This is a genomic window from Streptomyces sp. NPDC059718, from assembly GCF_042733315.1.
In the GTDB taxonomy this organism is placed as follows: domain Bacteria; phylum Actinomycetota; class Actinomycetes; order Streptomycetales; family Streptomycetaceae; genus Actinacidiphila.
The window spans coordinates 40569-63941 of sequence record NZ_JBHWGA010000050.1; the positions used below are offsets into that span (position 1 = coordinate 40569).

A 23373-nucleotide genomic window follows, 5' to 3' on the forward strand; every position below is an offset into this window, starting at 1 on the left:
GATGGAGTGCGTCATGGCGACCGGCACCCCCCACTCACCGCGGATCGACACCAGCAGGGCCCACCCGGCGCGCGTGTACGACTGGCTGCTGGGCGGCAAGGACAACTACCCCGTCGACGAGGCCGTCGGCGAGAAGCTGCCGCCCGAGGCGCGTGACGCGGCCCGGCAGAACCGGCAGTTCATGCAACGGGCCGCCGCCTGGCTCGCCGCGCAGGGCGTCGACCAGTTCCTCGACATCGGCTCGGGCATCCCCACCGAACCCAACCTGCACCAGATCGTCCAGCAGGTGATACCGGCGGCGAAGGTCGTCTACACGGACAACGATCCCCTCGTGCTGCACCACGCGCAGGCGCTGCTGGCGGGCCATCCCGAGGGCGTCACGGACTTCCTCCAGGCCGACGTCCATCGGCCGGAGGAGATCCTCGAGCACGCGCGGGGCGTCCTGGACTTCACACGCCCCGTCGCGCTCTCGCTCATCGCCCTGCTGCACTTCGTCCCCGACGAGCAGGACGCCCACGGCATCGTGCGGCCCCTGCTCGCCGCGCTGCCGCCGGGCAGTCACCTCGTCCTGTCCCACGCCGCTTCCGATCTCTACCCGGAGCTCGCCGAACAGGTCACCGCCGAGTACGCCAAGGGCGGCATCCGCCTCGGTTTCCGTACGCGCCCGGAAGTCGCCCGCTTCTTCGACGGCCTGGACCTCGTCGCCCCCGGCCTGGTGACGGCCCCGGAGTGGTTCAGGACGTCCCCGGCGCCGTCCCCCGAGGGCAGCGGGATCTACGCCGGAGTCGCCCGCGTCCCGTGACGCCCGCGCCCGCAACGGTGCGCGACGCGGTCCGGCCGGGCCGCAGCGTCACCGTCCGGGCCGCAGCGTCACCGTCCCGCCGGGAGCGGCCGTCCGGCGGGCAGGTCGTCCTCGGCGGGCCGCCACCCCAGTTCGGGCGCGACCAGGTGCCGTACGTCGTGCAGGATCTGCTCGTACTCCTCCCGGTGGAACTCGTACGGCAGTTCCAGCCGCAGCTCGGTCACCGACGCGACTCTCAGCATGTGGAATCGCATCCGGGCGTTCTTGACCGGCCGGACTTCCTGCTGTTCCATCGAAGACATGAAGCGACAGGACCTCACGCGGCGACGCCATGTCGACCTCGAGCGTGTCTCCAGCTCCTTCTGTCGCCGGCGGGCCTGAACGCGCCCGAGGGAAACCCTCGCACGCACGTCGATCTCCCCGTGAATTCCTTCTGCGGCCGCCTTCTGCCGTGACCGCGGCCTGCCCGGGAACCTCTGTCCCGCGCGCCTGAATTCCGGTCGACGAACCTCCTCCCCGCCCTCGCGCGCGCCGATCCGTGCGCACCTTCGCCAGGAGACCCCCATGCCCGCACCGCCCGCGACCGACCCCGTCCGTTTCGCCTACTGGGTGCCGAACGTCAGCGGCGGACTGGTCACCAGCAGCATCGAACAGCGCACCGACTGGGGCTACGACTACAACCGCGATCTGGCCGTGCTCGCGGAGGACAACGGGTTCGACTACGCGCTCAGCCAGGTCCGCTACATGGCGAGCTACGGCGCCGAGTACCAGCACGAGTCGACCAGCTTCAGCCTCGCCCTGCTGCTGGCCACCCGGCGCCTGAAGGTCATCGCCGCCGTCCACCCCGGCCTGTGGCACCCGGGCGTCCTCGCCAAGCTCGGCGCCACCGTCGACCACCTGTCCCACGGCCGCTTCGCCGTCAACGTCGTCAGCGGCTGGTTCAAGGGCGAGTTCACCGCCCTCGGCGAACCCTGGCTGGAACACGACGAGCGGTACCGGCGCTCCGAGGAGTTCATCCGCGCGCTCCGCACGATCTGGACCGAGGACCACGCCGAACTCGCCGGGGACTTCTACCGGCTGCGGGACTTCTCCCTCAAGCCCAAGCCCCTGAACACCCCCGAGCGCCCGCATCCGGAGATCTTCCAGGGCGGCAACTCCTCCGCCGCCCGCCGGATGGCCGGCCGCGTCTCCGACTGGTACTTCAGCAACGGCACGGACGCCGACGGCGTCACCGAGCAGATCGCGGACGTCCGAGCCTCCGCCGCAGAATCCGGCCGCCCGGCACCGGAGTTCGGCCTCAACGCCTTCCTCATCGCCCGTGACACCGAGGCCGAGGCCCGCGACACCCTCCGCGAGATCGTCGCCAAGGCCGACACCCCGGCCGTCCACGGCTTCCGCGACGCCGTCCGGCAGGCGGGGCGGTCGACCGCCGACGGCAAGGGCATGTGGCAGGACTCCACGTTCGAGGACCTGGTCCAGTACAACGACGGCTTCCGCACGGGCCTCATCGGCACCCCGGAGCAGATCGCGGAACGGATCGTCGCCCACCAGCGCCTCGGCGTCGACCTCTTCCTCCTCGGCTTCCTGCACTACCTGGAGGAGGTCGAGTACTTCGGCAAGCGGGTACTGCCCCTCGTCCGCGAGATGGAGGCCGCCCGACCCGCCGGCGACGGCCCCGCCCTCACCCGCACCGCCCACTGACCCCGTCCCGACACCTGGAAGGTCCCGGTATGGCCACCGTCCTGTCCGTCTCCGGAAGCCCCTCCGCAACGTCCCGCACCGCGCGGCTGCTGCGCCACCTGGACGACCGGCTCACCGCCCAGGGGCACGAAGTGATCCCGCTGGACGTCCGCACACTCCCGGCCGAGGCCCTGCTGCACGCCGACTTCGGCCATCCGGCGATCGTCGAGGCCGTGGCCCTCTTCGCCCGGGCGGACGGCGTCGTGATCGGCACCCCCGTCTACAAGGCCGCCTACTCCGGGCTGCTGAAGTCGCTGCTCGACCTGCTCCCGCAGTACGCACTCGCGGGCAAGACCGTCCTCCCGCTGGCCACCGGCGGCACGACCGCCCACGTCCTGGCCATCGACTACGCCCTGCGCCCCGTGCTGAGTTCCATGAACCCCGCGCACATCACGCCGGGCTGGTTCACCCTCGACAAGGACCTCACCGTGGGCGACGACGGCACGCTGACCGTGGCCCCCGCCTCGGCCGAGGCACTGCGTCAGGTCACGGACCAGTTCTCGCGTGCGCTCGGTGGCCACCCCACGTTCCTGGCGGCCACCGGATGAAGGCCGCGACCACCATCGCCGACGACGCCGGGGCCCTCGCCGTCGCCGCCGCACTCGCCGCCGACTTCCGCAAGGGCGCCGCCGAACGGGACGCACGGCGCAGGCTCCCGCGCCCGGAGCTGGAACGGCTGTCCGCCTCCGGCCTCCTCGCGGTGACCGTGCCCGCCGAGTTCGGCGGCGCGGACGTCAGCACCGGGACGCTCGCCGGGATCTTCCACCTGCTGGCCGCCGCAGATCCCAGTCTCGCCCAGATCCCGCAGAGCCACTTCGTGTACGTCAACGTGCTGCGCCGGCAGGGCACCCACGAGCAGAAGGAGTTCTTCTTCCGCGAGGTGCTGCGCGGCAAGCGCTTCGGCAACGCCCAGTCCGAAGCGGGCACCCGGCACGTGCGGGACATCCGGACCCGGCTCACCCGGCTGCCGGACGGCACGTACGCGCTCGACGGCGTCAAGCACTACTCCACCGGCGCCCTGTTCGCCGACTGGATCCCCGTCCTCGCCCGCGCCGACGACGGCGACCTCCACGTGGCGTACGTGCCGTGCGACGCGCCCGGGCTCACCGTCGTGGACGACTGGGACGGCATGGGGCAGCGCACGACCGCCAGCGGCACCGTACGCCTGGAGTCGGTGCCCGTTCCCGCCGAACGGGTCGTGCCTCACCACCTCACCTTCCGGGGCCCGCAACTGCACGGCGCCGTCGCCCAGTTGCTGCACGCCGCCATCGACGCGGGGATCGCCGCCGGTGCGCTGGCGGAGGCCGTGGAGTTCGTCCGCACCAAGAGCCGCCCCTGGTTCGAAAGCGTTGAGGAGGGGCACGAGACCGCCGCCGAGGACCCTCTGCTCATCCAGCGGTTCGGGGAACTGGCCATCCGGGTACGGGCCGCCGACGCGCTCCTGTCCGCCGCGGCGAAGGCCGTGGACGCAGCGCGTGCCGACCTGACCGAGACCTCGGCCGCCGAGGCCTCGATCGCGGTGGCCGCGGCCAAGGTGACGGCGGCCGAAACCGCGGTCGAGGTCGCGAGCGCCCTCTTCGAGGTCTCCGGCACCCGGTCGGCACTCGACTCCCTGGGCCTGCACCGTCACTGGCGCGACGCCCGCACCCACACCCTGCACGACCCGTCCCGCTGGAAGGTCCAGCACATCGGCCGGTACGTGCTCAACGGCACCAGGCCGCCCCGCCACGGCCTGCTGTGACGGACCACCCCGATCGGAGAGCCCACGTGTCCCTCACCTTCCACTGGTTCCTGCCCACCAACGGCGACAGCCGCCACGTCGTCGGAGGCGGCCACGGCACCCCGGCCACCCGGTCCGGCCGCGACCGGCCGCCGTCGATCGCCTACCTGAGCCAGATCGCCCGCGCCGCGGAGGACCTCGGCTTCGCCGGCGCACTCACCCCCACGGGCGCGTGGTGCGAGGACGCCTGGCTGACCACGGCCATGGTCAGCCAGCACACGGAACGGCTGAAGTTCCTGGTGGCCTTCCGGCCCGGCTTCGTCTCGCCGACGCTCGCCGCCCAGATGGCGTCCACCTTCCAGCGCCAGACCGGCGGACGGCTGCTCCTCAACGTCGTCACCGGGGGAGAGAGCCATGAGCAGCGGGCGTACGGCGACTTCCTGGACAAGGACGCGCGGTACCGCCGCACCGGTGAGTTCCTGGAGGTCGTGAAGGGGCTGTGGGAGGGCAAGTCCGTCGACCTTCGCGGTGAGCACCTCCAGGTCGAGGACGCGAAGCTCGCCCGGGTGCCCGACCCGGTTCCCGAGGTGTACTTCGGAGGTTCCTCACCGGTGGCCGGTGAGGTCGCCGCCCGGCACGCCGACGTCTACCTGACCTGGGGCGAGCCGCCCGCGCAGGTCGCCGAGAAGATCGCCTGGATCCGGGGCCTGGCGGCCGGACAGGGACGCACCCTGCGCTTCGGCATCCGGTTGCACGTCATCACGCGCGACACCTCCGAGCAGGCCTGGGCCGAGGCCGACCGCCTCCTGGACGGTTTCGACCCGCAGACCGTCGCGGCCGTCCAGGCCGGACTGTCCCGCAGCGAGTCCGAGGGCCAGCGGCGCATGCTCGACCTGCACCGCGGCGGCAGCCGCGACCGCCTGGTGGTCCACCCCAACCTGTGGGCGGGCATCGGCCTGGTGCGCGGTGGCGCGGGTACCGCGCTGGTCGGCAGTCACGACGAGGTCGCCGAGCGGATCAAGGAGTACCACGCCCTCGGCATCGAGGAGTTCATCCTCTCCGGCTATCCGCACCTGGAGGAGGCGTACTGGTTCGGAGAGGGGGTCCTGCCGAGACTCCAGGCACAGGGCCTGTGGCGGCACCCCTTCGGCAGCCCGGCGGCCGACTCGGCGCAGATCCCCTTCGCGGACGCCGGAAGCACACCGTGATCCACCCCTGAGCGCCGGCCTCCTTCTCGCAAGCCGTCAGGGCCCGGGGAGCGGAGCTCCCCGGGCCGGTGGCGGGCATAGCCGTGGGCGTCAGCGGAGCCAGGCGTGGTCGCGGACCAGGGGCAGCCGGGCCCAGACGCGGCCCAGACCCCACGTGGTGCCGGCGGAGGCGGCGGCAAGGGCGACCAGCACGACCGCGTAGACCAGGTGGTAGTCGGCGAAGGGGTTGGCCGACATGCTGGGCGATCCGTCGGCCAGGTGCCGGGCCGGGGGCCACTCGGCGACCCACATCAGGGCCATCATCGCGGTGCCGGCCACGGCGGAGATCCGCAGCGCCACACCGGTCGTGACGGCGACGCCGATGCCGAGCAGACCGAGCATGAACAGCCAGTCCGCCCAGCCGGCACCCGCCCAGGCGTGGAAGGCGGACCGCAGGGGGCCGGCCGCGACGCCGCTGAGGAACCCCCGGGTCGGCGAGCCGCCGTCGATCCAGCCCTTGCCGGAGCCGGTGGCGTAGCCGAGACCGAAGGCCTTGTCGAGGAAGGCCCACAGGAAGACGAACCCGGTCAGGACGCGCAGGCCCGCGAGGACGTGGGCGCGGACGTCCGTGGCGGACGTGGCAGCAGCCTCGCCGGACGGTGCGGTGCCGGTGCCCGCCTTGCGCCGTGCGGGGAGGCGCAGGCCGGTGTGCCGCTGGGGGTGTCCTTGGATGGCCATGGTGCTGATCCCTTCCGATCCGGGAGGAGCGTTAACCTGGTGGATTTCGTTGCGTGTTCACTGTCCTGCGTGGCAGGGGAGGTCCGCCGTGGGCCGAAGGCCCATCGGTATGGGGCCGAACGTCCCTGCTACGGCGCCCGGTTGGGGTCTCCGCGGGACCGACCCGTCTGGGACTGCGCGTGCGCATCGCCGAGGGGGTCGAGGAGGCGGTGGCCGCCCTCGAGTTCACCCCGCCACGGCGCATACGGCCTCATCGACACCGACGTCCCGCCGCCGTGGGCGACGACGGGACGGGCTGCCCGGAGGTGGCCGCCGTAGCGGACTGTCGAACCCGGTGCAGCGGGCGGGAAGCCCGGCGGGTCGTTCACCGCCCCGCCGGCGGCCGCCCTGGGGAACGCACCTGGGTGGAGCTTGCCGCTCGGCAGGTAGCCGGAACGTCACGTCCCCTCCACGACCTCCGTCGCTGACATGCGCGGGCTCCCCGGGCCCTGAGGGCCGTATCCGAGCCGGATGAGCATCTGGACGTGCCCTGGCCCGCCTTCCGGGCTGCGCAGCGCCCAGCGGAGGTCGGGCCACTCCAGCGCCTGGTGCAGCAGGGACGCCCGCACCCGGTGCGCCGTGGCCACCAGCAGGACGTGCTCCAGTGCCTGGCCGGCCCGCAGCCAGTCAGCGCGCCGGTCGTGGGCGGTGGACAGCACCGCGATCAAGGGCTGCCGCTCGAAGACCGCGGAGGGCAGCTGGTTCTCCGGGCGGAGCGCGGAGAAGTCCCGCATGGGCAGCAGGGCCGATGCGTCCCGCGGGCCGAGGGCCGTCGGCGGCAGGCCGTCCGGAGCGTCGTCGCGGATCCAGCTCCGGCTCTCGGCACGCCGCGCGGGGTCGACGACGCCGCGCTGCTCGGCCTCCTCGGTCAGCCGCAGCAGCCGCCGCGTCTCCCCGGCGTCCGGCAGGTGGAGCCTCGCCCCTTCCGCCAAGGCGGCGTCCGCCAGTTCGGCGAGGACCGGTCCCGGGGGCCACTGCCCTGAGAAGGGTGTGCGGCTGCTGTGCCGGCGCCACAACGCCCGGTACAGGTCCGCGTGGCGCTCACCACCGCTGCGGGGCGGCCCGGCCAGGCGTACCGAGGCCAGCAGGTCCGGCTGCGCCGGGACGGGCAGCAACCGGACGACGGGTTCCCAGCCGAAGTGGGCGACCGCGACCCGCAGGTTGAACACCGCGGCACCGACGGACACGTGCAGCGCCCTGCCCAGGGGGTCGGCCTCACGCAGGCCGCGCTCACCCGCGGCACGGACCAGGATCGTGGCGGTGTCCGGCTCCAGCCGGAAGCGCCACGGCTGGCTGTTGTGGAAGGACGGTGCGGCGACGGCGGCGGAGACGAGTTTCTCCAGCGTGGCCCCGTCGAGGGTCGTGGGCATCATGGCGCTCTCCTCCCGGACCGGGAACGGGATCCGGTTCCAGGTTGCGGCTCCGCCACTGCGTCGGGTGAGGGGCCGGTCGTCCCGGAGGCCGGGGCCACCCGGCACGACTCAGCGGCGCGGCTCGGCCTCGGCACGGGGGGCGGGCTGGGCTGTCGCGTGGGGTGAGCGCGGCCAGTGTCTCGTCCCGCGGACTCGCCGGTTCTTCTTGGTGAGGGAGGCCGTTCATCAGCCGGGCGGTGGTCGCCGGGTCGCGTATCGACTGATCTGCTTCAGCACGTGGCCGGCACCGGCCATGATCGCGTCCAGCAGGGCGTCGTCGGCGAAGGACGTCAGCATCGGGCAGGCCGGCCCCGGCATACGCGAGCGCAGCTCCCGGCAGTCGCCGATGCCGTCGCCGTCCGGAAGGTGCACGTCGAGCATCGCCACGTCCGGCCGCAGTGCCGGGCCGCGGGTGGCCGACCGTGCCGGCCCCTGCCCTGTGTCGCCGTGCTGTCGTCCCGCGTCCCGGTGATCGTCACCGTCGAGGACCGGGCGCGCCAGGGCCGAATCGACCCATCGCAGCGGAGCGGGCAGGTCAGGGGACGTCGATGCGTCGGCCGCTCACGGCTCCCGCCTCGATCCGCACCCACTCGCTGCGGTCGTCGTCGCCCGGCCACGGACCGCTGTACGCCTGCCGGGCGAGGTGCCGCACCGCCTCCGGGTCCTCGACACGCCTGGCCCTGCCGCGCACGAGGACGCTCCAGCCCTGGCTGAGCGCCTCGTCCACGTGGTCCACCTCGAAGACGACCTCCGTTCCGGTGACCTCGGACGGCCCGGAACCGGGGGCGGTCCTGAAGACGACGGACCGGTCGACGACGGTGTAGTTCACGGGCAGGATGGCCTCGCGACCGGGAGCGGTCACCGCGATCCGGCCCACACCGTGGCCGTCCAGGCGTGACCAGCACTCCTCGGCGGTGAGTTCCACCAGGCGTGCGTGGGACGAGGCGCGTCCGAGCCGGCCGGGCGGAAGGTCGGCCTCACCTCCGTTGAGCGCGACGACCGTCGTGTCCAGGACGGCCGCGAGGGTGCCCAGCGTTCCCGGACCGGGAGCCGCGGTGGACTGTTCCTCGATGAACCGCAGATAACTGGTGGCCATGCCGGCCCGGGCCGCGACCTCCTCACGCGTCAGGCCCAGCTCGTCGCGCCGTTTGGCCACACGGCGCCCCATGTCACCAGGCGCGGCCGGAAACGGGTTCGGTGCCATGCTGCTCACGTCCTTCGTCCCGAGGCTCCGAGAGACCGCGCACTGCCGCGGTCGCGGTCGCACCCTTCCGATGGTCGTCCGCCGGCGGCCGCGGAGACAGGGCCGAACGGGCCCCACAGCCGGTGAGAACGGCCTGGTGGCGGCGCAATCCGTTGCGACGCGGGACCGATGTCGAGGAGGCGTGGGCGGGATGGACGGCCGCGGGCCCGGCCATCCCTGCCGAACGCGTGCGGCGCAGGTCAGTCCCATACGGCGTCGACGACGCCCTCCACGGCACGTGCGAACCGTGACGCCACGGGAACCAGGGACGGGTCGCCCGGCGCGCCGGAGAAGTGGACGACGCCCCCGTCGACGCGTGCCCGCACCGACGAGGGTTCGCCGGGGAAGAGGTACCCGGCGATCTCGCGGTTGACCTCCTCGGCGATCTCCTCGTCCGGTCGCAGGAAGACCTTCAGCAGGTCGCCCCGGCTGACGATGCCGCACAGCATGCCCTCACCGTCGATGACCGGCAGGCGCTTGACGTGGCGGAACGCCATGGCGCGCGCCGCCTGGGCCAGCGTGGCGTCGCTGTGCACGCACACGGCGGGGGCGCTCATCAGCTCGTCGGCGGTGGTGGCGCCGGCCTTGCCCAGATCCGGCAGCCGTCGCATCTGCTCGTCGCGGGAAGGGGCGCTGTCGCGGTACTCCTCCTTGGGCAGCAGGTCGGCCTCGGAGACCACACCGACGACCCGGCCCTCGCCCTCCAGCACGGGCAGGGCGCTGACCTTCCAGCGCCCCATCGTCATGACGATCTCCTTGAACGACGCGTTCCGGCCGACGGCGACGACGGACCGGGTCATCACGTCGCTGACGACGTGGGGGCTGCCGTGCATCAGTTCCTCCTCGCGGGATGGGCCCGGGCAGGCAACGTGGGGTTCTGCTGCCCGGGCCCGTGGAGGTCCAGCAGACGGGTGCGGGTCTGCGGCAGGTGGTGGGCCACATGGCGGGACACGGCCCGGCCGAAGGCCGGATCGGCCCCGCAGAGCCGAACTCCATCAGGCCCTGCCGCGCCTGGGCCGGCACCTCCGTCATGCAGCCCGTCGAGGTGATGTGGCGTGAGCCGACCGGGCGGCCCTGGCGGCGACCCTCGCCTACATCCTGTGCCCCGGAACCCGGCGCCCGCAGGGGCCTACCGGCCCCTTGTCCGGGCCCGGCCGGTACCGAAGGCGTCTGACCGCACGACGGGGGACCAGGCGGTCAGCCGATCGGGACCAGGACGACGGGGCAGTGCGCGTGATGCAGCACGGCATGGGTGACCGGGCCCAGGTGCAGTCCCAACGGACGGGTCTCCCGCCGGTGGGCGCCGACCACCAGCACGTCCGCCGCGCGACTCGCCTCCACCAGGGCGGCCGCAGCATGTCCTGGAACGGAGTCCACGCGCACGGCGACATCGGGGAAGCGTTCGGTCACCTTGGACACGGCGAACCGCGCGAGTTCCTTGTGCTGCCGGGCCTGCGAGGCCAGGTCCTGACGGTGGGACACGGGCCACTCGCCCAGGGAGACGTGCGGGTGGGCCCACGTGTGCAGTACCCGCACCCGTGCGCCGCGTCGTCCGGCCTCCTCGAAGGCGAACAGAGCGGCCTCGGCGTCGCTTTCGTCCTCCAGACCGAGCAGCACCTTGTCGTGCAGCAGCCCCCGCCGGGCGGCCGTGTCCTCGCCGCGGACGACCATCAGCGGGCCGGCGGTGTGAGCGGCCACCCGCAGGCTGACGGAACCCAGGAGCAGCCCGGCGAAGCCGCCACGGCCGCGGGTGCCGACGACGGTCAGGGCCGCGGCCCGGCCCAGGCGGACCAGCGCGGAGGCAGCCGGCTCGGCCGCCTGCTCCAGCGCGACGGACAGCCCCGGGTACCGGTCCTCCATGCGTGCGGCGGCCAAGTCCAGGACCGTACGGGCCGCTTCGCCCCGCGCGCGCTCACGATCGGCGTCCAGGCCGAATCCGACCTCGCCCGGATCGGGCCACGGCAGGCCGAGCACGATCCGCAGCGCGGTGTCCCGCCGGTGTGCCTCGTCGGCGGCAACGTCCAAGGCGCGTACGGCGGGATCCGACCCGTCGAACCCCACGACGACGTCCCCGTGCGGTCCGCGGGGCGGCTCCGCTCCGTATCCGGTGCCGTTCATCCCCGTCCCCTTGCCCTCATGTCAGCCGACCACGATGCGGCGGCCCGTTATGGTCGCCGGGGTGATCCGCACCCACAGGTCGCGATCCCCGCCGGCCCACGGCCCCGTGTACGCCCGGTCGTCGAGCCGCCGGACGCCCGCGGCGTCGGTCACGGTGTGCGCCATGCCACGGACGAGGACGCTCCAGCCCTGGCTCAGGGCGTCGTCCACCTCGTCCACCTCGAAGGCGCACCTGGTGTCGGAGGCCTCCGCGGGGGTCGCTGCAGGGGAAGTGCGGAAGGCGATCGTGCCCTCGTCGACGCTGTAGTTGACCGGCAGGACGGTGAGCCCGTCGGGCATGGACAGGGCGAGCCTGCCGACCCCGTGCGTGGACAGCAGTCTCCAGCACTCCGCGCCGCCCAGTTCGACCAGTTCGGCACGGAGTGCGGCCTGCCCGCGACCCGGCGGCAGATCGGCCTCGCCCCCGCTGAGCGCGGAAACACTGGTGTCCAGCGCCATGGCCAGGCCGCGCAGCGTCGCGACGCCCGGAGCGGCGGTGGAGTCCTGTTCCACGTACCGCAGGTAGCCCGTGGCGATGCCCGTGCGGCGCGCCACATCCTCCTGCGACAGACCCAGTTCCGCACGGCGCATCGCGATGCGCCGGCCGACGTCCCCGGGCGCGGTGGCTGTCGGGTGCTTCGTCATGACCGCTCGGTCCTTTCCTCGGTGCTCAGCCGGTGAGCGCCACCGCCGTGTGCTGCGGGCCGCCCAGGACGACCTTGAGCGCTCCGGTGTCGGCCGCCCGGCCGAACACGTCGTAGGCCTCCGCCATGTCGTGGAGTTCGAAGGTGTGGGTGACGAGGGACGCGGCCGGAAGGCGTCCGGCCGCCATCATGCGCAATAGGACCGGGGTGGAGAACGTGTCCACCAATCCCGTCGTGATCGTCACGTTCCTGCTCCACAGGTCCTCCAGGTGGAGCCTGGCCGGCGCGCCGTGGACGCCGACGTTGGCGAGGTGGCCGCCCGGCCGCACGATGCGCGAGCACAGTTCGAAGCTCTCGGGCAGTCCCACCGCCTCGATCACGACGTCGGCACCGAGTCCCTCGGTCAGGTCGTGGACCAGCCGTTCGGGCTGCTCACCGGCGTTGGCGACGGCCTCGGCCCCCAGGCGCTTGGCCGCGTCCAGCCGGGCCTCCGCCAGGTCGATCGCGATGATCCGGTCGGGGGAGTAGAGACGGGCCGTGGCGATCGCGGCCAGCCCGATGGGTCCGGTGCCGACGACGGCCACGTTGTCGCCGGGCCGCACGTGGCCGTTGAGGACACCCACCTCGTAGGCCGTGGGGAAGACGTCGGCGAGCAGCACCGCGTCCTGGTCGCCCAGCGAGGCGGGCAGTGGGTGGAGGGAGAGGTCGGCGAACGGCACGCGCACGTATTCGGCCTGCGTCCCGTCGATCAGGTGCCCCAGTACCCAGCCTCCACCGCCCAGGCACTGCCCGTAGGCGCCCTCGCGGCAGAAGCGGCACCGGCCGCACCCGCAGACGCAGGAGATCACGACCCGGTCGCCGGGACGCACCGTCGCGACTCCGGTACCGGTTTCGACGACCTCGCCGACCGCCTCGTGCCCCAGCACGGTGCCGGGGCGCACGTCGGGCACGTCACCCTTGAGGATGTGCAGATCGGTGCCGCAGATGGTGACCGCGTCGACGCGGACGATCGCGTCGCCGGAGTCCTCGACGTCCGGATCCGGCACCTCCTGCCAGCGCGCCTGCCCGGGCTCCTGGAAAACCCACGCCTTCATGGCCTTCCCCTCCTTCGGGCGGAGTCGTGTGCTGCTGCCAGCGTGTTGCGGGGCGCCCGGCGTCCGCTTGGGCCGGTCGGGTCCGTCGGGGGGGTCCGACCGGTCGCCGTCGGGGGCACTTCACACGCGGCTCGAGGTGAGGTCGAAGCGCACGTCCACGACACCCTCGACCGAGCGCACGATCCGTGCCACGACCGGGACGAGCGAGCGGTCGGCGAGCAGGCCGCTCACCGTGACGATTCCGTCGGTGGCTTCGATCTCGACCAACTGCCAAGCGCCCGAAAGGAGTTCGCCCGCGAGGACGTCCCGCACGTCACGGGTGATCTCCGCGTCCGTCCGCAGGAACACCTTGAGCAGGTCGCCCCGGCTCACCACGCCCCGCAGCGAGCCGTCGGCGTCGACCACCGGCAGCCGCTTCACATGGTGCACGGCCATCGTCCGCGCCGCCCGCGCCAGCGGCTCGTCCTCGCGCACGGTGACCGCCGGGGCCGTCATCAACTGCTCGGAGGTGACCGCGGCCGCCTTGTCCGGGCCTGCGCCGACCGGCGGGGCGTCGTCCTCGCGGTGTTCCTCCTTGCGCAGCAGATCCGCCTCGGAGACCACGCCGACGACCCGGGTCCCGTCGGCCACCACGGGCAGCGCGCTGACCTTCCACTGCTCCAGGGTCCGCACGATCTCCTTGAACGACGTGCCCAGGGCGACCGCGACGACCTTGCGCGTCATCACGTCGCCGACGGTCGCCGGATGCCGGTTGGCGTTCATGGCCGCCTCCTTCGACGAGGACGGAAGACCTCCCGCACCCAGTCTGGGACGCTCCGGCAACCGCTGCCATGGGGCCACCCGGCCCCGTGGGCGGTCCCAATGCCCCTCGCCTCCCGGCCACCTGGCGCGCGGATCAGCGCGGTCGCCGCTCAAGGGACGTGGTTGCCGAATCCGGACGTTCGCCATGTGCGGCCGTCGGGGAGGACGGCGAGCGCCTCGTATCCGTCCAGGGCCTCCAGCCAGGTGTGGGATGCGTTGCCGCGCGCGAAGGCCGCGGTGGCGTAGGCATCGGTCATCGTCAGGGCCGGTCCGACGACCGTGAGGGAGACCAGCTCGGTGGCCGGGGTGGCGTCGTGCGGGACGAGGATGTGGGCGCCCCGCTCCGCGGTGCCCGAGGTGGCGATGGCCAGGTCCCCGCTCGCGGTCACGACGGCGAGCGGCACCCCTGGGCGCAGCGGGTCGGCGATGCCGATGCGCCAAGGTGTGCCGGGGGCCGCTTCGCCTCGGAGGCGGATGTCGCCGCCGCCGTTGACGCAGGTGTGGTGCGCGCCGGCCTCGTGGAGCATCCGGGAGGCGTTCTCGGCGGCCCACCCCTTGACGAGGCCCGAGGGGTCGAGGGTGCCACGGGCCGTGACGCTGAACCAGCCGTCCGTCTCGTGGCCCGCCCGGGCGCACAGCTCCAGCACGTCGCCCACCTCGCCCGGACAGTCGGCGAGGCCGATCTCGCCACGGCCGAGCCTGCTGACGGCGCTGTCGGGACGGTACGTGGAGAACACGGCGTCCACGGTGTGCAGATGGCGGACGGCACGGTCGAGGGCGTGGCGGATGGCGGACGTGGCCCGGTCCCGGACGTCGAAGGAGAAGACGGTGCCCATGACGTGTTCGACGTGGTGCAGGCCGGAGGCGGGGTCACGCACGGGCCTGGTCCAGAGCGCTCTGCAGGGACCGGACGTACCCCTGGCTGGTGTAGCTCGCCCCGGACACGGCGTCGATGCGGGCGCTCTGGGCGCCGAGGGCCTCCTGCGTCAGACGGGGCAGGGCGTAGGCGGCGATCTGCCGGTCCCTGCCGTTGCCCTCCGGCGCCCGGAGCACCCGGACGGCGGTGATCTTCCCCTCGGCGAGCACGGCGGCCACCTGCACGGTCCCGTACGGGGTGTCGACGGGCGCACCGGTGAAGGTGCTGGTGGCGGCGCCGTGGGCGCCCGCGGACGCCGGCTCCGACCGCCGGGGCGTGGGCGAGTCCGCCGAGGGATCCGGACCACCCGCCACCACGGACGGCTGGTGGGGTTTGAGGAGGAGCATTCCGGCGATGAGGGCGCTGGTCCCGGTGGTGGTGAGCACGGCGCGGCGCATGCGGTTCTCCTCAGAACGCGAACGACTCGTGGTGGATGCGGCGGGCGGGCACACCCGCGGCGCGCAGGGCCCGTACGGCGGCCTCCGCCATGGCCGGCGGGCCGCAGAGGTAGACGTCGTGACCGGCCAGCCCGGGGACGAGGGCGGACAGCGCCCGCGCGGTCAGCGGTGAGTGGTACCGCGCGGGGTCGTCCACCACGTAGTGGACCGTGGCGCCACGCCTGTGCGCTATCGCGTCGAGTTCGCTCCGCAGGGCGAGGTCCTCCGGACGGCGTGCCCGGTAGACGAGGGTCACCTGACCGGGCAGGGTCTCGAAGAGGGCCCGCAGCGGGGTGATGCCGACGCCTCCCGCCAGGAGGAGGACGCTCGAAGCGGTGCGGCGGTCCGCGGTGAAGCCGCCGTAGGGACCTTCCGCCCATACGCGGGTGCCCGGGGTGAGCCGGGCCAGGGCGCCGCTGTGGCCGCCCGCGGACTTCACGGTGATGCGCAGGTGCCGGGGGTGGGCCGGGGCGGACAGGGAGTACGGGTTGGCGGTCCACCACAGCCCGCGGGTGAGGAAGCGCCAGCGCAGGAACTGTCCCGGCACACCCGCCAGCTCGTCCAGGTGCTCACCGGTGAGGTGGACGGACACGATCCCGGGTGCCTCCGGGTGGACGGCGACGACCGTGAGCCTGTGGCGGAGCCCGCGCCGCAGCGGTACGGCGAAGCGGTACCAGGCGACCAGGACGGCGGCGCCGAGGTAGAGGGCGTACCAGGCGGCTTGGGCTGCCCGGTTCCCGACGAAGTCCGCTCCGTTGGACAGCTGGTGCCCGAAGGCGAGGAAGACCGCGAGGTAGGTGGCGAAGTGCAGGTAGTGCCAGGCCTCGTAGCTCATCCTCCGGCGGGCCGCACGCGCGGAGAGCGCGCCCGTGACGACGAACAGCAGGAATCCGGCAGTGCCCTTGAGCAGGTCCGGATAGTCCAGTACGAGCGTCGTGGTCTGAGCCGGGAAGGAGGTGTGCGAGGCCGCGGCGTAGCCCCAGACGATCAGCAGGGTGTGGGCGAGGGCCAGCGAGACGGTGCACCGGCCGCCCCAGGCGTGCCAGCGGGCGAGCCGGTCGGTGCCGACACCGTGGTCGAGCAGGGGGACGCGGGCCATCAGGACGAGCAGGACCGCGCAGGCGTATCCGGCCAGGAGGCCGGTGATGCGGCCCGCACCGGTCAGCCACCCCGCCGGGCCGACCACCGAGGTCGTGTCGGACCACCACAGCGCCAGTACCCCCGCGGCACCCGCCCAGATCGCGAGCGGCGCGAGCAGCGGGACGAGGCCGCGGCGCGGCCGCCGGTGGTGCAGTCCGCGACCGGTGCGGGCGGTGGTGGAGGTGGTGGCCATGGGGCTCCCAGGAGCGTCATCGTCGTCGGGCGCCCCAGCATCGCCACCGAACCTCTGTGTTTCCTCTGATCCGGGCCGCCCAGCGGGAACTCAGAGGAAACGCAGAGGTTCCCCGAGGCCTCCGGGGCACGTGCGCGAGGGATGCTGTACTCACCATGGAAGAGAGCCGCACAGCACCCCCCGGCATGCACCGGCCCGACGGGAGCCCGGTGCGCGTCCTGGTCGTCGACGACGAGCCCGACGTCACCGACGTGCTCTCCGCCGCCCTGGCCGGCGAGGGCTGCCAGGTGCGGACGGCCGCCGACGGGGGGTCCGCGCTCGCGACCGCCCGCGACTTCCGCCCCGACGCGGTCGTCCTGGACTGGATGCTGCCCGACGCCGACGGCCTGCACGTCCTGCGCGAGCTGCGGCGCGACGCCGACCGCGTGTGCGTGCTGTTCCTGACGGCCCGCGACGCGGTCGAGGACCGCGTCGCCGGCATCACGGCGGGCGGCGACGACTACGTCACCAAGCCCTACAGCCTCGAGGAGGTCATCGCCCGGCTGCGCGGTCTGCTCCGCAGGGCCGGGATGACCGCCGGGACCGACGTGGACCGGCTGGTCGTCGGCGACCTCACGATGGACGAGGAGGCCCGGGAGGTCCGCCGGGCCGGCACCCTGGTCGAACTGTCCCGGACCGAGTTCGAGCTGCTGCGGTTCCTCATGCGCAACCCGCGCCGGGTGCTCTCCAAGAGCCAGATCCTCGACCGGGTCTGGGCGTACGACTTCGGCGGCCAGGCCCATGTCGTCGAGCTCTACATCAGCTATCTGCGCAAGAAGATCGACGCGGGACGGCCCCCGATGATCCACACGGTCCGGGGCGTCGGATACGTCCTCAAGTCCGAGGCACCATGAGACGGCTTCCGCTCCGCACCCTGCGGGGACAGCTCACCGCCGGGCTCCTCGTCCTGCTGGCCGTGGCGTGCGCCGCCGTGGGCGTCACCACCGTCCTCGCGCTCCAGGGCTTCCTGCTGGGACGACTGGACGAGCAGCTCACCGCCGCCGGCGGGCGCTTCGCGGCCAGCCTGGAGCACGAGAGGACGCCCGACGCGGACAACCGCCCCGACACCCGGGGGCAGGCCGACGCGACCTTCGGCGCCCGCCTGCTGGGTGGCGACGTCACCCATGCCGCCGTGGTCGACGACGCGGCCGACCGCCCCCTGGCGCTCTCCGCCGGAGACCGACACGCCCTGACCGGCGTCCCGGTCGACGGAAGGGGACACAGCATCCGCATCGCCTCGCTCGGTGCCTACCGCGTCACGGCGGTCCGCGGCGACGACGGCGACGTCCTGCTCACCGGTCTCCCCCTGCACCCCGTCGAAGCCACGCTGCACCGCCTCGAAGCCGTGGAAGCCGTGGTCTTCGGCGCGGCACTCCTCGCCACGGGCGTCGCCGGGACCCTGTGGGTCCGGGTCAGCCTGCGCCCCCTGCACCGGGTCACCGAGCACGCGTCCGGTGTCACCCGGCTGCCCCTGGCCAGTGGCGAGTTCGCCATGCCGACGCCCCTGCCGGACACCGACCCGCACACCGAGGTCGGCCAGGTCGCCGCCGCGCTCAACCACATGCTCGGGCACGTGGAGGACGCCCTGGTCCGGCGCCAAGCCGGCGAGGAACGGCTCCGGCACTTCGCCGCCGACGCCAGCCACGAACTGCGCACCCCCGTCGCGAACATCAGGGGCCACGCCGAACTCGCCCTTCGCCACCGGGGCCCCGTCCCGGCCGGCATCCGCCACGCCCTCGAACGCATCCAGTCCGAGTCGCAGCGCATGACGCACCTCGTCGACGACCTCCTGCTCCTGGCCCGTCTCGATGCGGGACGCCCGCTCGAGCACGAACGGGTCGACCTGACCCGCCTCGTCCTCGACGCCGTCGACGACGCCCGCGCCGCGGGACCGGGCCACCGCTGGTTCCTGGACCTTCCGGAGGAGCCCGTCGTGGTGCCCGGGGACGGCCACCGTCTCCAGCAGGCCCTCGGGAACCTCCTGGCCAACGCCCGCACCCACACTCCGGCCGGTACGGAAGTGATGGTCGCCCTCGCCTCGGACGCCGACGGCGCACGTCTCACCGTCAGCGACGACGGGCCCGGGATCCCGGCGGAACTCCAGCCCGAGGTCTTCACCCGCTTCGTCCGTGCCGACCAGGCCCGTTCACGCAGCACGGGCAGTACCGGCCTCGGACTCGCGATCGTCCACGCGATCGTCACCGCCCACCACGGCACCGTCGAGGTCACCAGCCGCCCCGGGCACACCGCCTTCCGGGTGACGCTTCCCGTCGTGTCCGGCTGACCACCGTGTGGATCCTGCCCGCGAGCCGCGTTCGGTCACCTCGACTCCTGCCGGTGACCGGCGGCTCGCTCCAGCACCTCCAGCCTCCGCCGGTACTCCTCGTCGTCGATCTCGCCGCGTGCGTACCGCTCGGCCAGGAGTTCCCGCGGACTCGGGTCACGCCGGTCGGGAGCCCGGCCGTGACCGCCGTCGGCGGTGCGCCGCACCAGCACGGCCACCGCCAGGCCGACGAGGACCAGCAGCACCAGCCAGCCCAGCGACATCAGGGCCCAGCCCCAGCCGTTCATGTGGTCGTAGACAAACATGGCGTGCTCCTCACATGGTGCGCAGCCGGTCGTCGGTGACGCCGTGGGGCGCGGCGTCGACGGCTCGCCCGTCGGTGTCGTCAAGCCGGTAGGCACCCCCGCATGCGGACGGCGCCTGCCGGCCGGCCCTCCGACCCACCACCTTCGCCGGCACGGCTCACCGGTGGGCGGGGGCAGGGTGGACGGTGTCGTCGGCCTTGTAACCCAGTCTCGCCTCGACGTCGACGACGCCGTCCACGCCGCGGCACAACTCCAGGACCACCGGCACGAGGCTGCGGCGGTCCACCACGCCATCGAGGGTGACCTTCCCCTCGGCCACCTGGACGGCTACGGCGTCGGGCGCGAGTCCCAGGGTCTTCACCAGCAGCTCACCGGTGATCTCCTCACGGATGGCGCGGTCCCTGCGGAGGAAGACCCGCAGCAGGTCGGTGCGGCTGACCACCCCGACCAGCCGGCCCGTCCCGTCGACCACGGGCAGTCGCTTCACCCCTCGACGCTCCATCACCCGGGCCGCCTCGACCACGGACCACTCCGGCCGCGCGACGGTCGGCGGACTGCTCATCAGCCCCTCCGCGGTGGTGGCGGCGATGCGGGAACGCTCGCCCGGGCGCGGGTGCCGGGCGGGCAGCAGGCCGGCCGGGTCCGGCAGCCCCGCCTCCTTGCGCAGCAAGTCGGCCTCCGACACCACGCCCACCGGGCGGTCCCCTTCGTCCACGACGGGGACGGCGGTGACGTCGTGTTCCGCGAGCAGCCTCGCGATCTCCTTGAACGACGTGTCCGGCCGTACCGATACGACCGCCTTGGTCATCAGATCGCCGACGTTGCGGTGGTACATCGTCCCCGCCTCCCTGCGCGGTTGGTCCTGTACGGTCCGGTCCCACTGTCGGTCGCGTCCGCCGGGGCCCGACATGGGCCGGTGGGGCCACCGCCACGGCCGGGTGTCCCTCCGGACGGGCCGAGCGGCCCATGGGCGTACCGGTCCGCGCCCGGCAGTGTCGTCGGCAACACGGCGACCACAGCATCGAGAGGCGGTGGAGGTCATGGCGCTTCCCCTGGTCGTGGGAACCGACGGCTCGGACTCCGCCCTGGAAGCGGTCGACTGGGCCGCGGACGAGGCATCAGTGCGCGGCCTTCCGTTGCGGATCGTCCACGCCTCCTTGTGGGACCGGTACGAGGGACGGGCACTCGCCTCCACCCGGAAACCCGCCGAGGAGCAGGAGCTCACCCGGCAGATCGCCGAGTCCGCGGCGGAACGGGCCCGCTCGCGCCGTCCGGGCCTGGAGGTCTCGGCAGAGGTACTCGCGGAGGACACCACGTACGGACTGCTGCGCGAGGGGACCCGTGCCGGCGCACTCGTGGTGGGCCACCGCGGCCGCGGCGAGATGGCGGGCCTGCTGCTGGGCTCCGTCGGCCTGACCCTCGCCGGCCGTGCGGAGTGCCCGGTGGTCGTGGTGCGGGGTGACCGCGACGAAAGCGGAGCCCGCGACGGCGAGCGCTGGATCGTGCTCGGCGTGGGCCCTGACGACAACTCTGCCGCGGCCGTGGATTTCGCCTTCTCCGAGGCCGAGTTGCATGGCTGCGGGGTGCGGGCGGTCCATGCCTGGCGGATGGTTCCGGGCGAGGGAGCCGAGTGGATCGGGTACGAGGACGAAGCCGTCATGGCACACCGGCGCCGCGCCGAGGAGCACCTCGACCAGGCCCTGCGCGCCGCGGCGGCCGCCCACCCAGGCGTTCGCCACCGCCGGCACACGGGCGAGGGGCATGCCCGCAAGGTCCTGCTCGAGACACTGGACGACGCCGACCTGCTGGTCGTCGGCGCCCGCCGCCGCGACAGTCCGTTCGGGCTTCAGCTGGGCCCCGTCAACCACGCGATGCTCCACCACGCCCCGTGCCCGGTCGCCGTCGTCCCTCAGCCCGTGTGACCTGCGCGTGCCGCCGTCCCGCCCCTCGGGCGGGCCCGGTGCATCCAGGGGAGACTGGACGGGAAGGCCCTGCCGAACCGTCCCGTGCCGCCGGATCCCGGAGAGGGGAGACGATGGGGGAGTGGACCTGGTCGTACGAGGGGTACGACCCCGCCCAGGAGCGCCTGCGCGAGGCGCTGTGCACCCTGGGCAACGGCTACTTCGCCACCCGCGGCGCCGCCCCTGAGACCGTGGCCGGCCCCCACCACTACCCCGGCACCTACGCCGCCGGCTGCTACAACCGGCTCCACTCCACCGTCGCCGGGCGGAAAGTGCAGAACGAGGACCTGGTCAACCTGCCGAACTGGCTGCCCCTGCGGTTCAGGCTCGGGGACGGCGGCTCCTGGTTCACCCCCGACGACGGTTCGCTGCTGGAGCACCGGCAGGACCTCGACCTCCAACGGGCCACTCTGACACGGGCGTTCCGGCTGCGTGACCCGCGCGGGCGGATCGTCGCCGTCGAGCAGACCCGGCTGGTGCACATGCACGACCCGCACCTCGCCGCCCTGCGCACCGTCTTCCGCGCGGAGGGCGACTGGTCCGCGGACCTGGAGGTCGAGTCCGCGCTCGACGGCGACGTCGGCAACGCGGGGGTCGCCCGCTACCGGGACCTGAACGGCCGTCACCTCACCCGGACGCACACCGGGACCTCCGAACCGGACACGGTCTGGCTGCGGTGCCGTACGAGCGCCTCCGACATCGGCATCGCGCTCGCCGCCCGTACGCGCGCCACGACGCATCCGGCGGCCGCCCGCTCACTGGAGGCGGGGGAGCACGCCGCGGTCCACCGGCTGACCGTCCCGCTCGCGCCGGACCGGCCGGCCGTCGTCGAGAAGACCGTGGCCCTGCACACCACCCGGGACCCGGCGATCAGTGACCCGCTGCACGCCGCCCTCGACCGCGTCGAACGGGCCCCGGACTTCGCCGGCCTCCTCGCCACGCACGCCGCCGCCTGGGCGCGGCTGTGGCGCCGCGCAGGCCTGGACGTCCCCGGCGACGCCGGACGGATCCTGCGGCTGCACACCTTCCACGTCCTGCAGACCCTCTCCCCGCACACCGCCGGGCTGGACGTGGGCGTGCCCGCCAGGGGACTGCACGGAGAGGCCTACCGCGGGCACGTCTTCTGGGACGAGCTCTTCGTCCTGCCCTACCTCGACCTGCACTTCCCCGAGGTGTCCCGGGGGCTGCTGGAGTACCGCCACCGCCGTCTGGAGGCGGCGTGCCGGGCGGCGGAACAGGCCGGGTGCACGGGAGCGATGTACCCGTGGCAGAGCGGCAGCGACGGACGCGAGGAGACCCAGACCCTCCACCTCAACCCGCACTCGGGACGCTGGCTGCCGGACCACACCCGGCTGCAGCACCACGTCGGCTCCGCCGTGGCCTACAACATCTGGCGGTACGGCCAGGCCACCGGCGACACGGAGTTCCTGTACACCAAGGGCGCCGAGATGCTGTTGCAGATCGCCCGCTTCTGGGCCTGCCGCGCCACCTGGGACCCCGACTGCGACACCGGCGGCCGCTACCGCATCCGCGGCGTCGTCGGACCCGACGAGTACCACGACGCCTACCCCGGCTCCGCGTCGCCCGGAGTCGACGACAACACCTACACCAACGTCAGCGCCGCCTGGGTACTGGACCGGACCCTGGAGCTGTGGCGGACCCTCCCCGCGCCGCGCCGCGACGAGCTCCGTGAGCGGACGGGCCTCGGCCCGGAGGAGTCGGACCGCTGGGAGGACGTCTCGCGCAAGTTGTACGTCCCCTGGCACGCCGGCGTGATCAGCCAGTTCGCCGGCTACGACGGGCTGGAGGAACTGGACTGGGCGGGCTACCGGGCCCGGTACGGGGACATCCGCCGGCTGGACCGGATCCTGGAGGCCGAGGGGGACTCGGTCAACCGCTACCAGGCGTCCAAGCAGGCCGACGTGCTCATGCTGGGCTACCTGTTCCCACCCACCGAACTGCACCGCCTGTTCGGGCGTCTGGGGTACCCGCTGGACGACGGCACGTGGCGGTCCACGGTCGACCACTACCTGCGGCGCACCAGCCACGGATCCACCCTCAGCGGAGTCGTGCACGCCTGGGTGCTGGCCCGGGCCCATCGGGCCGACGCATGGTCCTGCGCGCAGGAGGCACTGCTCGGGGACGTCACCGACGTACAGGGCGGCACCACCGAGGAAGGCATCCACCTGGGTGCCATGGCCGGCACCCTCGACCTCGTCCAGCGCGGCCTGACGGGCCTGGAAGCCCGTGAGGACGCCCTGTGGCTCGATCCGGCGCCGCTGCCGCAGCTGTCGCGCTTCGCTTTCACGGTCCGCTACCGCGGTCACTGGGGTGTGCGGATCCACGTCGACGGAGGCCGCATCAGCGTCGCCGTCCCCGCCTCCGCGGGTGCACCGGTCCGCATCCGCCTCGGCGGCCGGACCTGGTCCGTCCCGCCCGGTCGCTTCCGGCTGCTCGACCTGCCGGCCCGATGAAATGGGCCCGCAGCGCGGGCCCTTCCCAGCACAGGGCAACTGATCGA

General features: G+C 73.3%; 24 protein-coding genes and 1 pseudogene. 10 read left to right on the top strand and 15 right to left on the bottom strand.

Features of this window, described 5'->3' with window-relative positions:
- The first annotated feature begins 13 nt into the window (after window positions 1-13).
- The gene (locus ACFV3E_RS37800; RefSeq protein WP_500539685.1) at window positions 14-802 is read left to right on the top strand and encodes an SAM-dependent methyltransferase; all 789 of its coding nucleotides are present in this window, start codon (window positions 14-16) and stop codon (window positions 800-802) included.
- Between the two features lie 68 nt (window positions 803-870).
- Here the strand turns inward: ACFV3E_RS37800 and ACFV3E_RS37805 are convergent, their stop codons facing one another.
- The gene (locus ACFV3E_RS37805) at window positions 871-1095 is read right to left on the bottom strand and encodes a hypothetical protein (protein ID WP_500539739.1); all 225 of its coding nucleotides are present in this window, start codon (window positions 1093-1095) and stop codon (window positions 871-873) included.
- A 7-nt stretch (window positions 1096-1102) separates the two neighbouring features.
- Between ACFV3E_RS37805 and ACFV3E_RS37810 the strand changes: the two genes are divergently transcribed.
- The 5 genes from ACFV3E_RS37810 (at window position 1103) to ACFV3E_RS37830 (ending at window position 5470) form a co-directional block, all read left to right on the top strand.
- Entirely contained in the window at window positions 1103-1183 is an 81-nt protein-coding gene (locus ACFV3E_RS37810; RefSeq protein WP_392567699.1) for a putative leader peptide, read from the top strand.
- 183 nt (window positions 1184-1366) lie between these two features.
- Entirely contained in the window at window positions 1367-2503 is a 1137-nt protein-coding gene (sfnG, locus tag ACFV3E_RS37815; RefSeq protein ID WP_500539687.1) for a dimethylsulfone monooxygenase SfnG, read from the top strand.
- A 29-nt stretch (window positions 2504-2532) separates the two neighbouring features.
- Window positions 2533-3090, top strand: coding sequence for an NADPH-dependent FMN reductase (gene ssuE, locus ACFV3E_RS37820; RefSeq protein ID WP_500372306.1), 558 nt, complete (start codon window positions 2533-2535; stop codon window positions 3088-3090).
- Entirely contained in the window at window positions 3087-4283 is a 1197-nt protein-coding gene (locus tag ACFV3E_RS37825; RefSeq protein WP_500539689.1) for an SfnB family sulfur acquisition oxidoreductase, read from the top strand. The genes ssuE and ACFV3E_RS37825 overlap by 4 nt, the downstream gene beginning before the upstream one ends.
- 26 nt (window positions 4284-4309) lie before the next feature.
- Window positions 4310-5470: an LLM class flavin-dependent oxidoreductase gene (locus ACFV3E_RS37830; protein WP_500539691.1), complete on the top strand. Its 1161-nt coding sequence runs from the start codon at window positions 4310-4312 to the stop codon at window positions 5468-5470.
- Between the two features lie 90 nt (window positions 5471-5560).
- Here the strand turns inward: ACFV3E_RS37830 and ACFV3E_RS37835 are convergent, their stop codons facing one another.
- From ACFV3E_RS37835 to ACFV3E_RS37890, 12 genes and pseudogenes are all read right to left on the bottom strand, one after another.
- Complete coding sequence (locus tag ACFV3E_RS37835) at window positions 5561-6187, bottom strand: hypothetical protein (RefSeq protein WP_500539693.1); 627 nt, start codon at window positions 6185-6187, stop codon at window positions 5561-5563.
- A 437-nt stretch (window positions 6188-6624) separates the two neighbouring features.
- A complete protein-coding gene (locus ACFV3E_RS37840) occupies window positions 6625-7599 on the bottom strand; it encodes an Acg family FMN-binding oxidoreductase (protein ID WP_500539695.1) in 975 nt (324 codons plus the stop codon).
- 151 nt (window positions 7600-7750) lie between these two features.
- Window positions 7751-8139, bottom strand: a pseudogene (locus tag ACFV3E_RS37845) (response regulator); the annotation flags it as partial.
- A 34-nt stretch (window positions 8140-8173) separates the two neighbouring features.
- The gene (locus ACFV3E_RS37850; RefSeq protein WP_500539697.1) at window positions 8174-8794 is read right to left on the bottom strand and encodes a pyridoxamine 5'-phosphate oxidase family protein; all 621 of its coding nucleotides are present in this window, start codon (window positions 8792-8794) and stop codon (window positions 8174-8176) included.
- Between the two features lie 287 nt (window positions 8795-9081).
- Entirely contained in the window at window positions 9082-9714 is a 633-nt protein-coding gene (locus ACFV3E_RS37855) for a CBS domain-containing protein (protein WP_500539699.1), read from the bottom strand.
- 364 nt (window positions 9715-10078) lie between these two features.
- Window positions 10079-10999 carry a universal stress protein gene (locus tag ACFV3E_RS37860; RefSeq protein WP_500539701.1) on the bottom strand — a complete coding sequence of 307 codons (921 nt, stop codon included), beginning with the start codon at window positions 10997-10999 and terminating at the stop codon, window positions 10079-10081.
- Between the two features lie 21 nt (window positions 11000-11020).
- Window positions 11021-11683 (bottom strand): helix-turn-helix domain-containing protein, encoded by a 663-nt coding sequence (locus ACFV3E_RS37865; protein WP_500539703.1) that lies wholly within the window; start codon window positions 11681-11683, stop codon window positions 11021-11023.
- A 25-nt stretch (window positions 11684-11708) separates the two neighbouring features.
- On the bottom strand, window positions 11709-12776 hold the full coding sequence (locus tag ACFV3E_RS37870) for a zinc-dependent alcohol dehydrogenase family protein (RefSeq protein WP_500539705.1): 1068 nt from the start codon (window positions 12774-12776) through the stop codon (window positions 11709-11711).
- 120 nt (window positions 12777-12896) lie between these two features.
- Window positions 12897-13538, bottom strand: coding sequence for a CBS domain-containing protein (locus ACFV3E_RS37875; protein WP_500539707.1), 642 nt, complete (start codon window positions 13536-13538; stop codon window positions 12897-12899).
- Between the two features lie 149 nt (window positions 13539-13687).
- On the bottom strand, window positions 13688-14413 hold the full coding sequence (locus tag ACFV3E_RS37880) for an FAD:protein FMN transferase (RefSeq protein ID WP_500539737.1): 726 nt from the start codon (window positions 14411-14413) through the stop codon (window positions 13688-13690).
- Between the two features lie 34 nt (window positions 14414-14447).
- Window positions 14448-14891 carry an FMN-binding protein gene (locus tag ACFV3E_RS37885; protein ID WP_500539709.1) on the bottom strand — a complete coding sequence of 148 codons (444 nt, stop codon included), beginning with the start codon at window positions 14889-14891 and terminating at the stop codon, window positions 14448-14450.
- Window positions 14892-14901: 10 nt separating this feature from the next.
- Window positions 14902-16263, bottom strand: a complete 1362-nt coding sequence (locus tag ACFV3E_RS37890) for a ferredoxin reductase family protein (RefSeq protein WP_500539711.1) — start codon at window positions 16261-16263, stop codon at window positions 14902-14904.
- Between the two features lie 155 nt (window positions 16264-16418).
- Here ACFV3E_RS37890 and ACFV3E_RS37895 point away from each other — a divergent pair, with 155 nt between their 5' ends.
- On the top strand, window positions 16419-17156 hold the full coding sequence (locus ACFV3E_RS37895) for a response regulator transcription factor (RefSeq protein ID WP_500539713.1): 738 nt from the start codon (window positions 16419-16421) through the stop codon (window positions 17154-17156).
- Window positions 17153-18586, top strand: coding sequence for a HAMP domain-containing sensor histidine kinase (locus ACFV3E_RS37900; RefSeq protein ID WP_500539715.1), 1434 nt, complete (start codon window positions 17153-17155; stop codon window positions 18584-18586). The genes ACFV3E_RS37895 and ACFV3E_RS37900 overlap by 4 nt, the downstream gene beginning before the upstream one ends.
- 35 nt (window positions 18587-18621) lie before the next feature.
- Here ACFV3E_RS37900 and ACFV3E_RS37905 read toward each other — a convergent pair whose 3' ends face one another.
- Together ACFV3E_RS37905 and ACFV3E_RS37910 are read right to left on the bottom strand one after the other, a co-directional pair.
- Window positions 18622-18891 carry an SHOCT domain-containing protein gene (locus tag ACFV3E_RS37905; protein ID WP_500539717.1) on the bottom strand — a complete coding sequence of 90 codons (270 nt, stop codon included), beginning with the start codon at window positions 18889-18891 and terminating at the stop codon, window positions 18622-18624.
- A 157-nt stretch (window positions 18892-19048) separates the two neighbouring features.
- Window positions 19049-19726 (bottom strand): CBS domain-containing protein, encoded by a 678-nt coding sequence (locus ACFV3E_RS37910; protein WP_500539719.1) that lies wholly within the window; start codon window positions 19724-19726, stop codon window positions 19049-19051.
- Window positions 19727-19931: 205 nt separating this feature from the next.
- Here ACFV3E_RS37910 and ACFV3E_RS37915 point away from each other — a divergent pair, with 205 nt between their 5' ends.
- Both ACFV3E_RS37915 and ACFV3E_RS37920 read left to right on the top strand, forming a co-directional pair.
- A complete protein-coding gene (locus tag ACFV3E_RS37915) occupies window positions 19932-20813 on the top strand; it encodes a universal stress protein (protein ID WP_500539721.1) in 882 nt (293 codons plus the stop codon).
- Between the two features lie 113 nt (window positions 20814-20926).
- The gene (locus ACFV3E_RS37920) at window positions 20927-23326 is read left to right on the top strand and encodes a glycoside hydrolase family 65 protein (RefSeq protein ID WP_500539723.1); all 2400 of its coding nucleotides are present in this window, start codon (window positions 20927-20929) and stop codon (window positions 23324-23326) included.
- Window positions 23327-23373 lie beyond the last annotated feature (47 nt).

Coding starts and splice junctions, on each gene's coding strand:
- sfnG (WP_500539687.1), top strand. CDS start 1,367: ATGCCCGCACCGCCCGCGACCGACCCCGTCCGTTTCGCCTACTGGGTG.
- ACFV3E_RS37875 (WP_500539707.1), bottom strand. CDS start 13,538: ATGAACGCCAACCGGCATCCGGCGACCGTCGGCGACGTGATGACGCGC.
- ACFV3E_RS37895 (WP_500539713.1), top strand. CDS start 16,419: ATGGAAGAGAGCCGCACAGCACCCCCCGGCATGCACCGGCCCGACGGG.
- ACFV3E_RS37865 (WP_500539703.1), bottom strand. CDS start 11,683: ATGACGAAGCACCCGACAGCCACCGCGCCCGGGGACGTCGGCCGGCGC.
- ACFV3E_RS37905 (WP_500539717.1), bottom strand. CDS start 18,891: ATGTTTGTCTACGACCACATGAACGGCTGGGGCTGGGCCCTGATGTCG.
- ACFV3E_RS37920 (WP_500539723.1), top strand. CDS start 20,927: ATGGGGGAGTGGACCTGGTCGTACGAGGGGTACGACCCCGCCCAGGAG.
- ACFV3E_RS37805 (WP_500539739.1), bottom strand. CDS start 1,095: ATGGAACAGCAGGAAGTCCGGCCGGTCAAGAACGCCCGGATGCGATTC.
- ACFV3E_RS37885 (WP_500539709.1), bottom strand. CDS start 14,891: ATGCGCCGCGCCGTGCTCACCACCACCGGGACCAGCGCCCTCATCGCC.
- ACFV3E_RS37825 (WP_500539689.1), top strand. CDS start 3,087: ATGAAGGCCGCGACCACCATCGCCGACGACGCCGGGGCCCTCGCCGTC.
- ACFV3E_RS37910 (WP_500539719.1), bottom strand. CDS start 19,726: ATGTACCACCGCAACGTCGGCGATCTGATGACCAAGGCGGTCGTATCG.
- ACFV3E_RS37800 (WP_500539685.1), top strand. CDS start 14: ATGGCGACCGGCACCCCCCACTCACCGCGGATCGACACCAGCAGGGCC.
- ACFV3E_RS37870 (WP_500539705.1), bottom strand. CDS start 12,776: ATGAAGGCGTGGGTTTTCCAGGAGCCCGGGCAGGCGCGCTGGCAGGAG.
- ACFV3E_RS37810 (WP_392567699.1), top strand. CDS start 1,103: ATGAAGCGACAGGACCTCACGCGGCGACGCCATGTCGACCTCGAGCGT.
- ssuE (WP_500372306.1), top strand. CDS start 2,533: ATGGCCACCGTCCTGTCCGTCTCCGGAAGCCCCTCCGCAACGTCCCGC.
- ACFV3E_RS37835 (WP_500539693.1), bottom strand. CDS start 6,187: ATGGCCATCCAAGGACACCCCCAGCGGCACACCGGCCTGCGCCTCCCC.
- ACFV3E_RS37915 (WP_500539721.1), top strand. CDS start 19,932: ATGGCGCTTCCCCTGGTCGTGGGAACCGACGGCTCGGACTCCGCCCTG.
- ACFV3E_RS37890 (WP_500539711.1), bottom strand. CDS start 16,263: ATGGCCACCACCTCCACCACCGCCCGCACCGGTCGCGGACTGCACCAC.
- ACFV3E_RS37840 (WP_500539695.1), bottom strand. CDS start 7,599: ATGATGCCCACGACCCTCGACGGGGCCACGCTGGAGAAACTCGTCTCC.
- ACFV3E_RS37880 (WP_500539737.1), bottom strand. CDS start 14,413: ATGGGCACCGTCTTCTCCTTCGACGTCCGGGACCGGGCCACGTCCGCC.
- ACFV3E_RS37860 (WP_500539701.1), bottom strand. CDS start 10,999: ATGAACGGCACCGGATACGGAGCGGAGCCGCCCCGCGGACCGCACGGG.
- ACFV3E_RS37855 (WP_500539699.1), bottom strand. CDS start 9,714: ATGCACGGCAGCCCCCACGTCGTCAGCGACGTGATGACCCGGTCCGTC.
- ACFV3E_RS37900 (WP_500539715.1), top strand. CDS start 17,153: ATGAGACGGCTTCCGCTCCGCACCCTGCGGGGACAGCTCACCGCCGGG.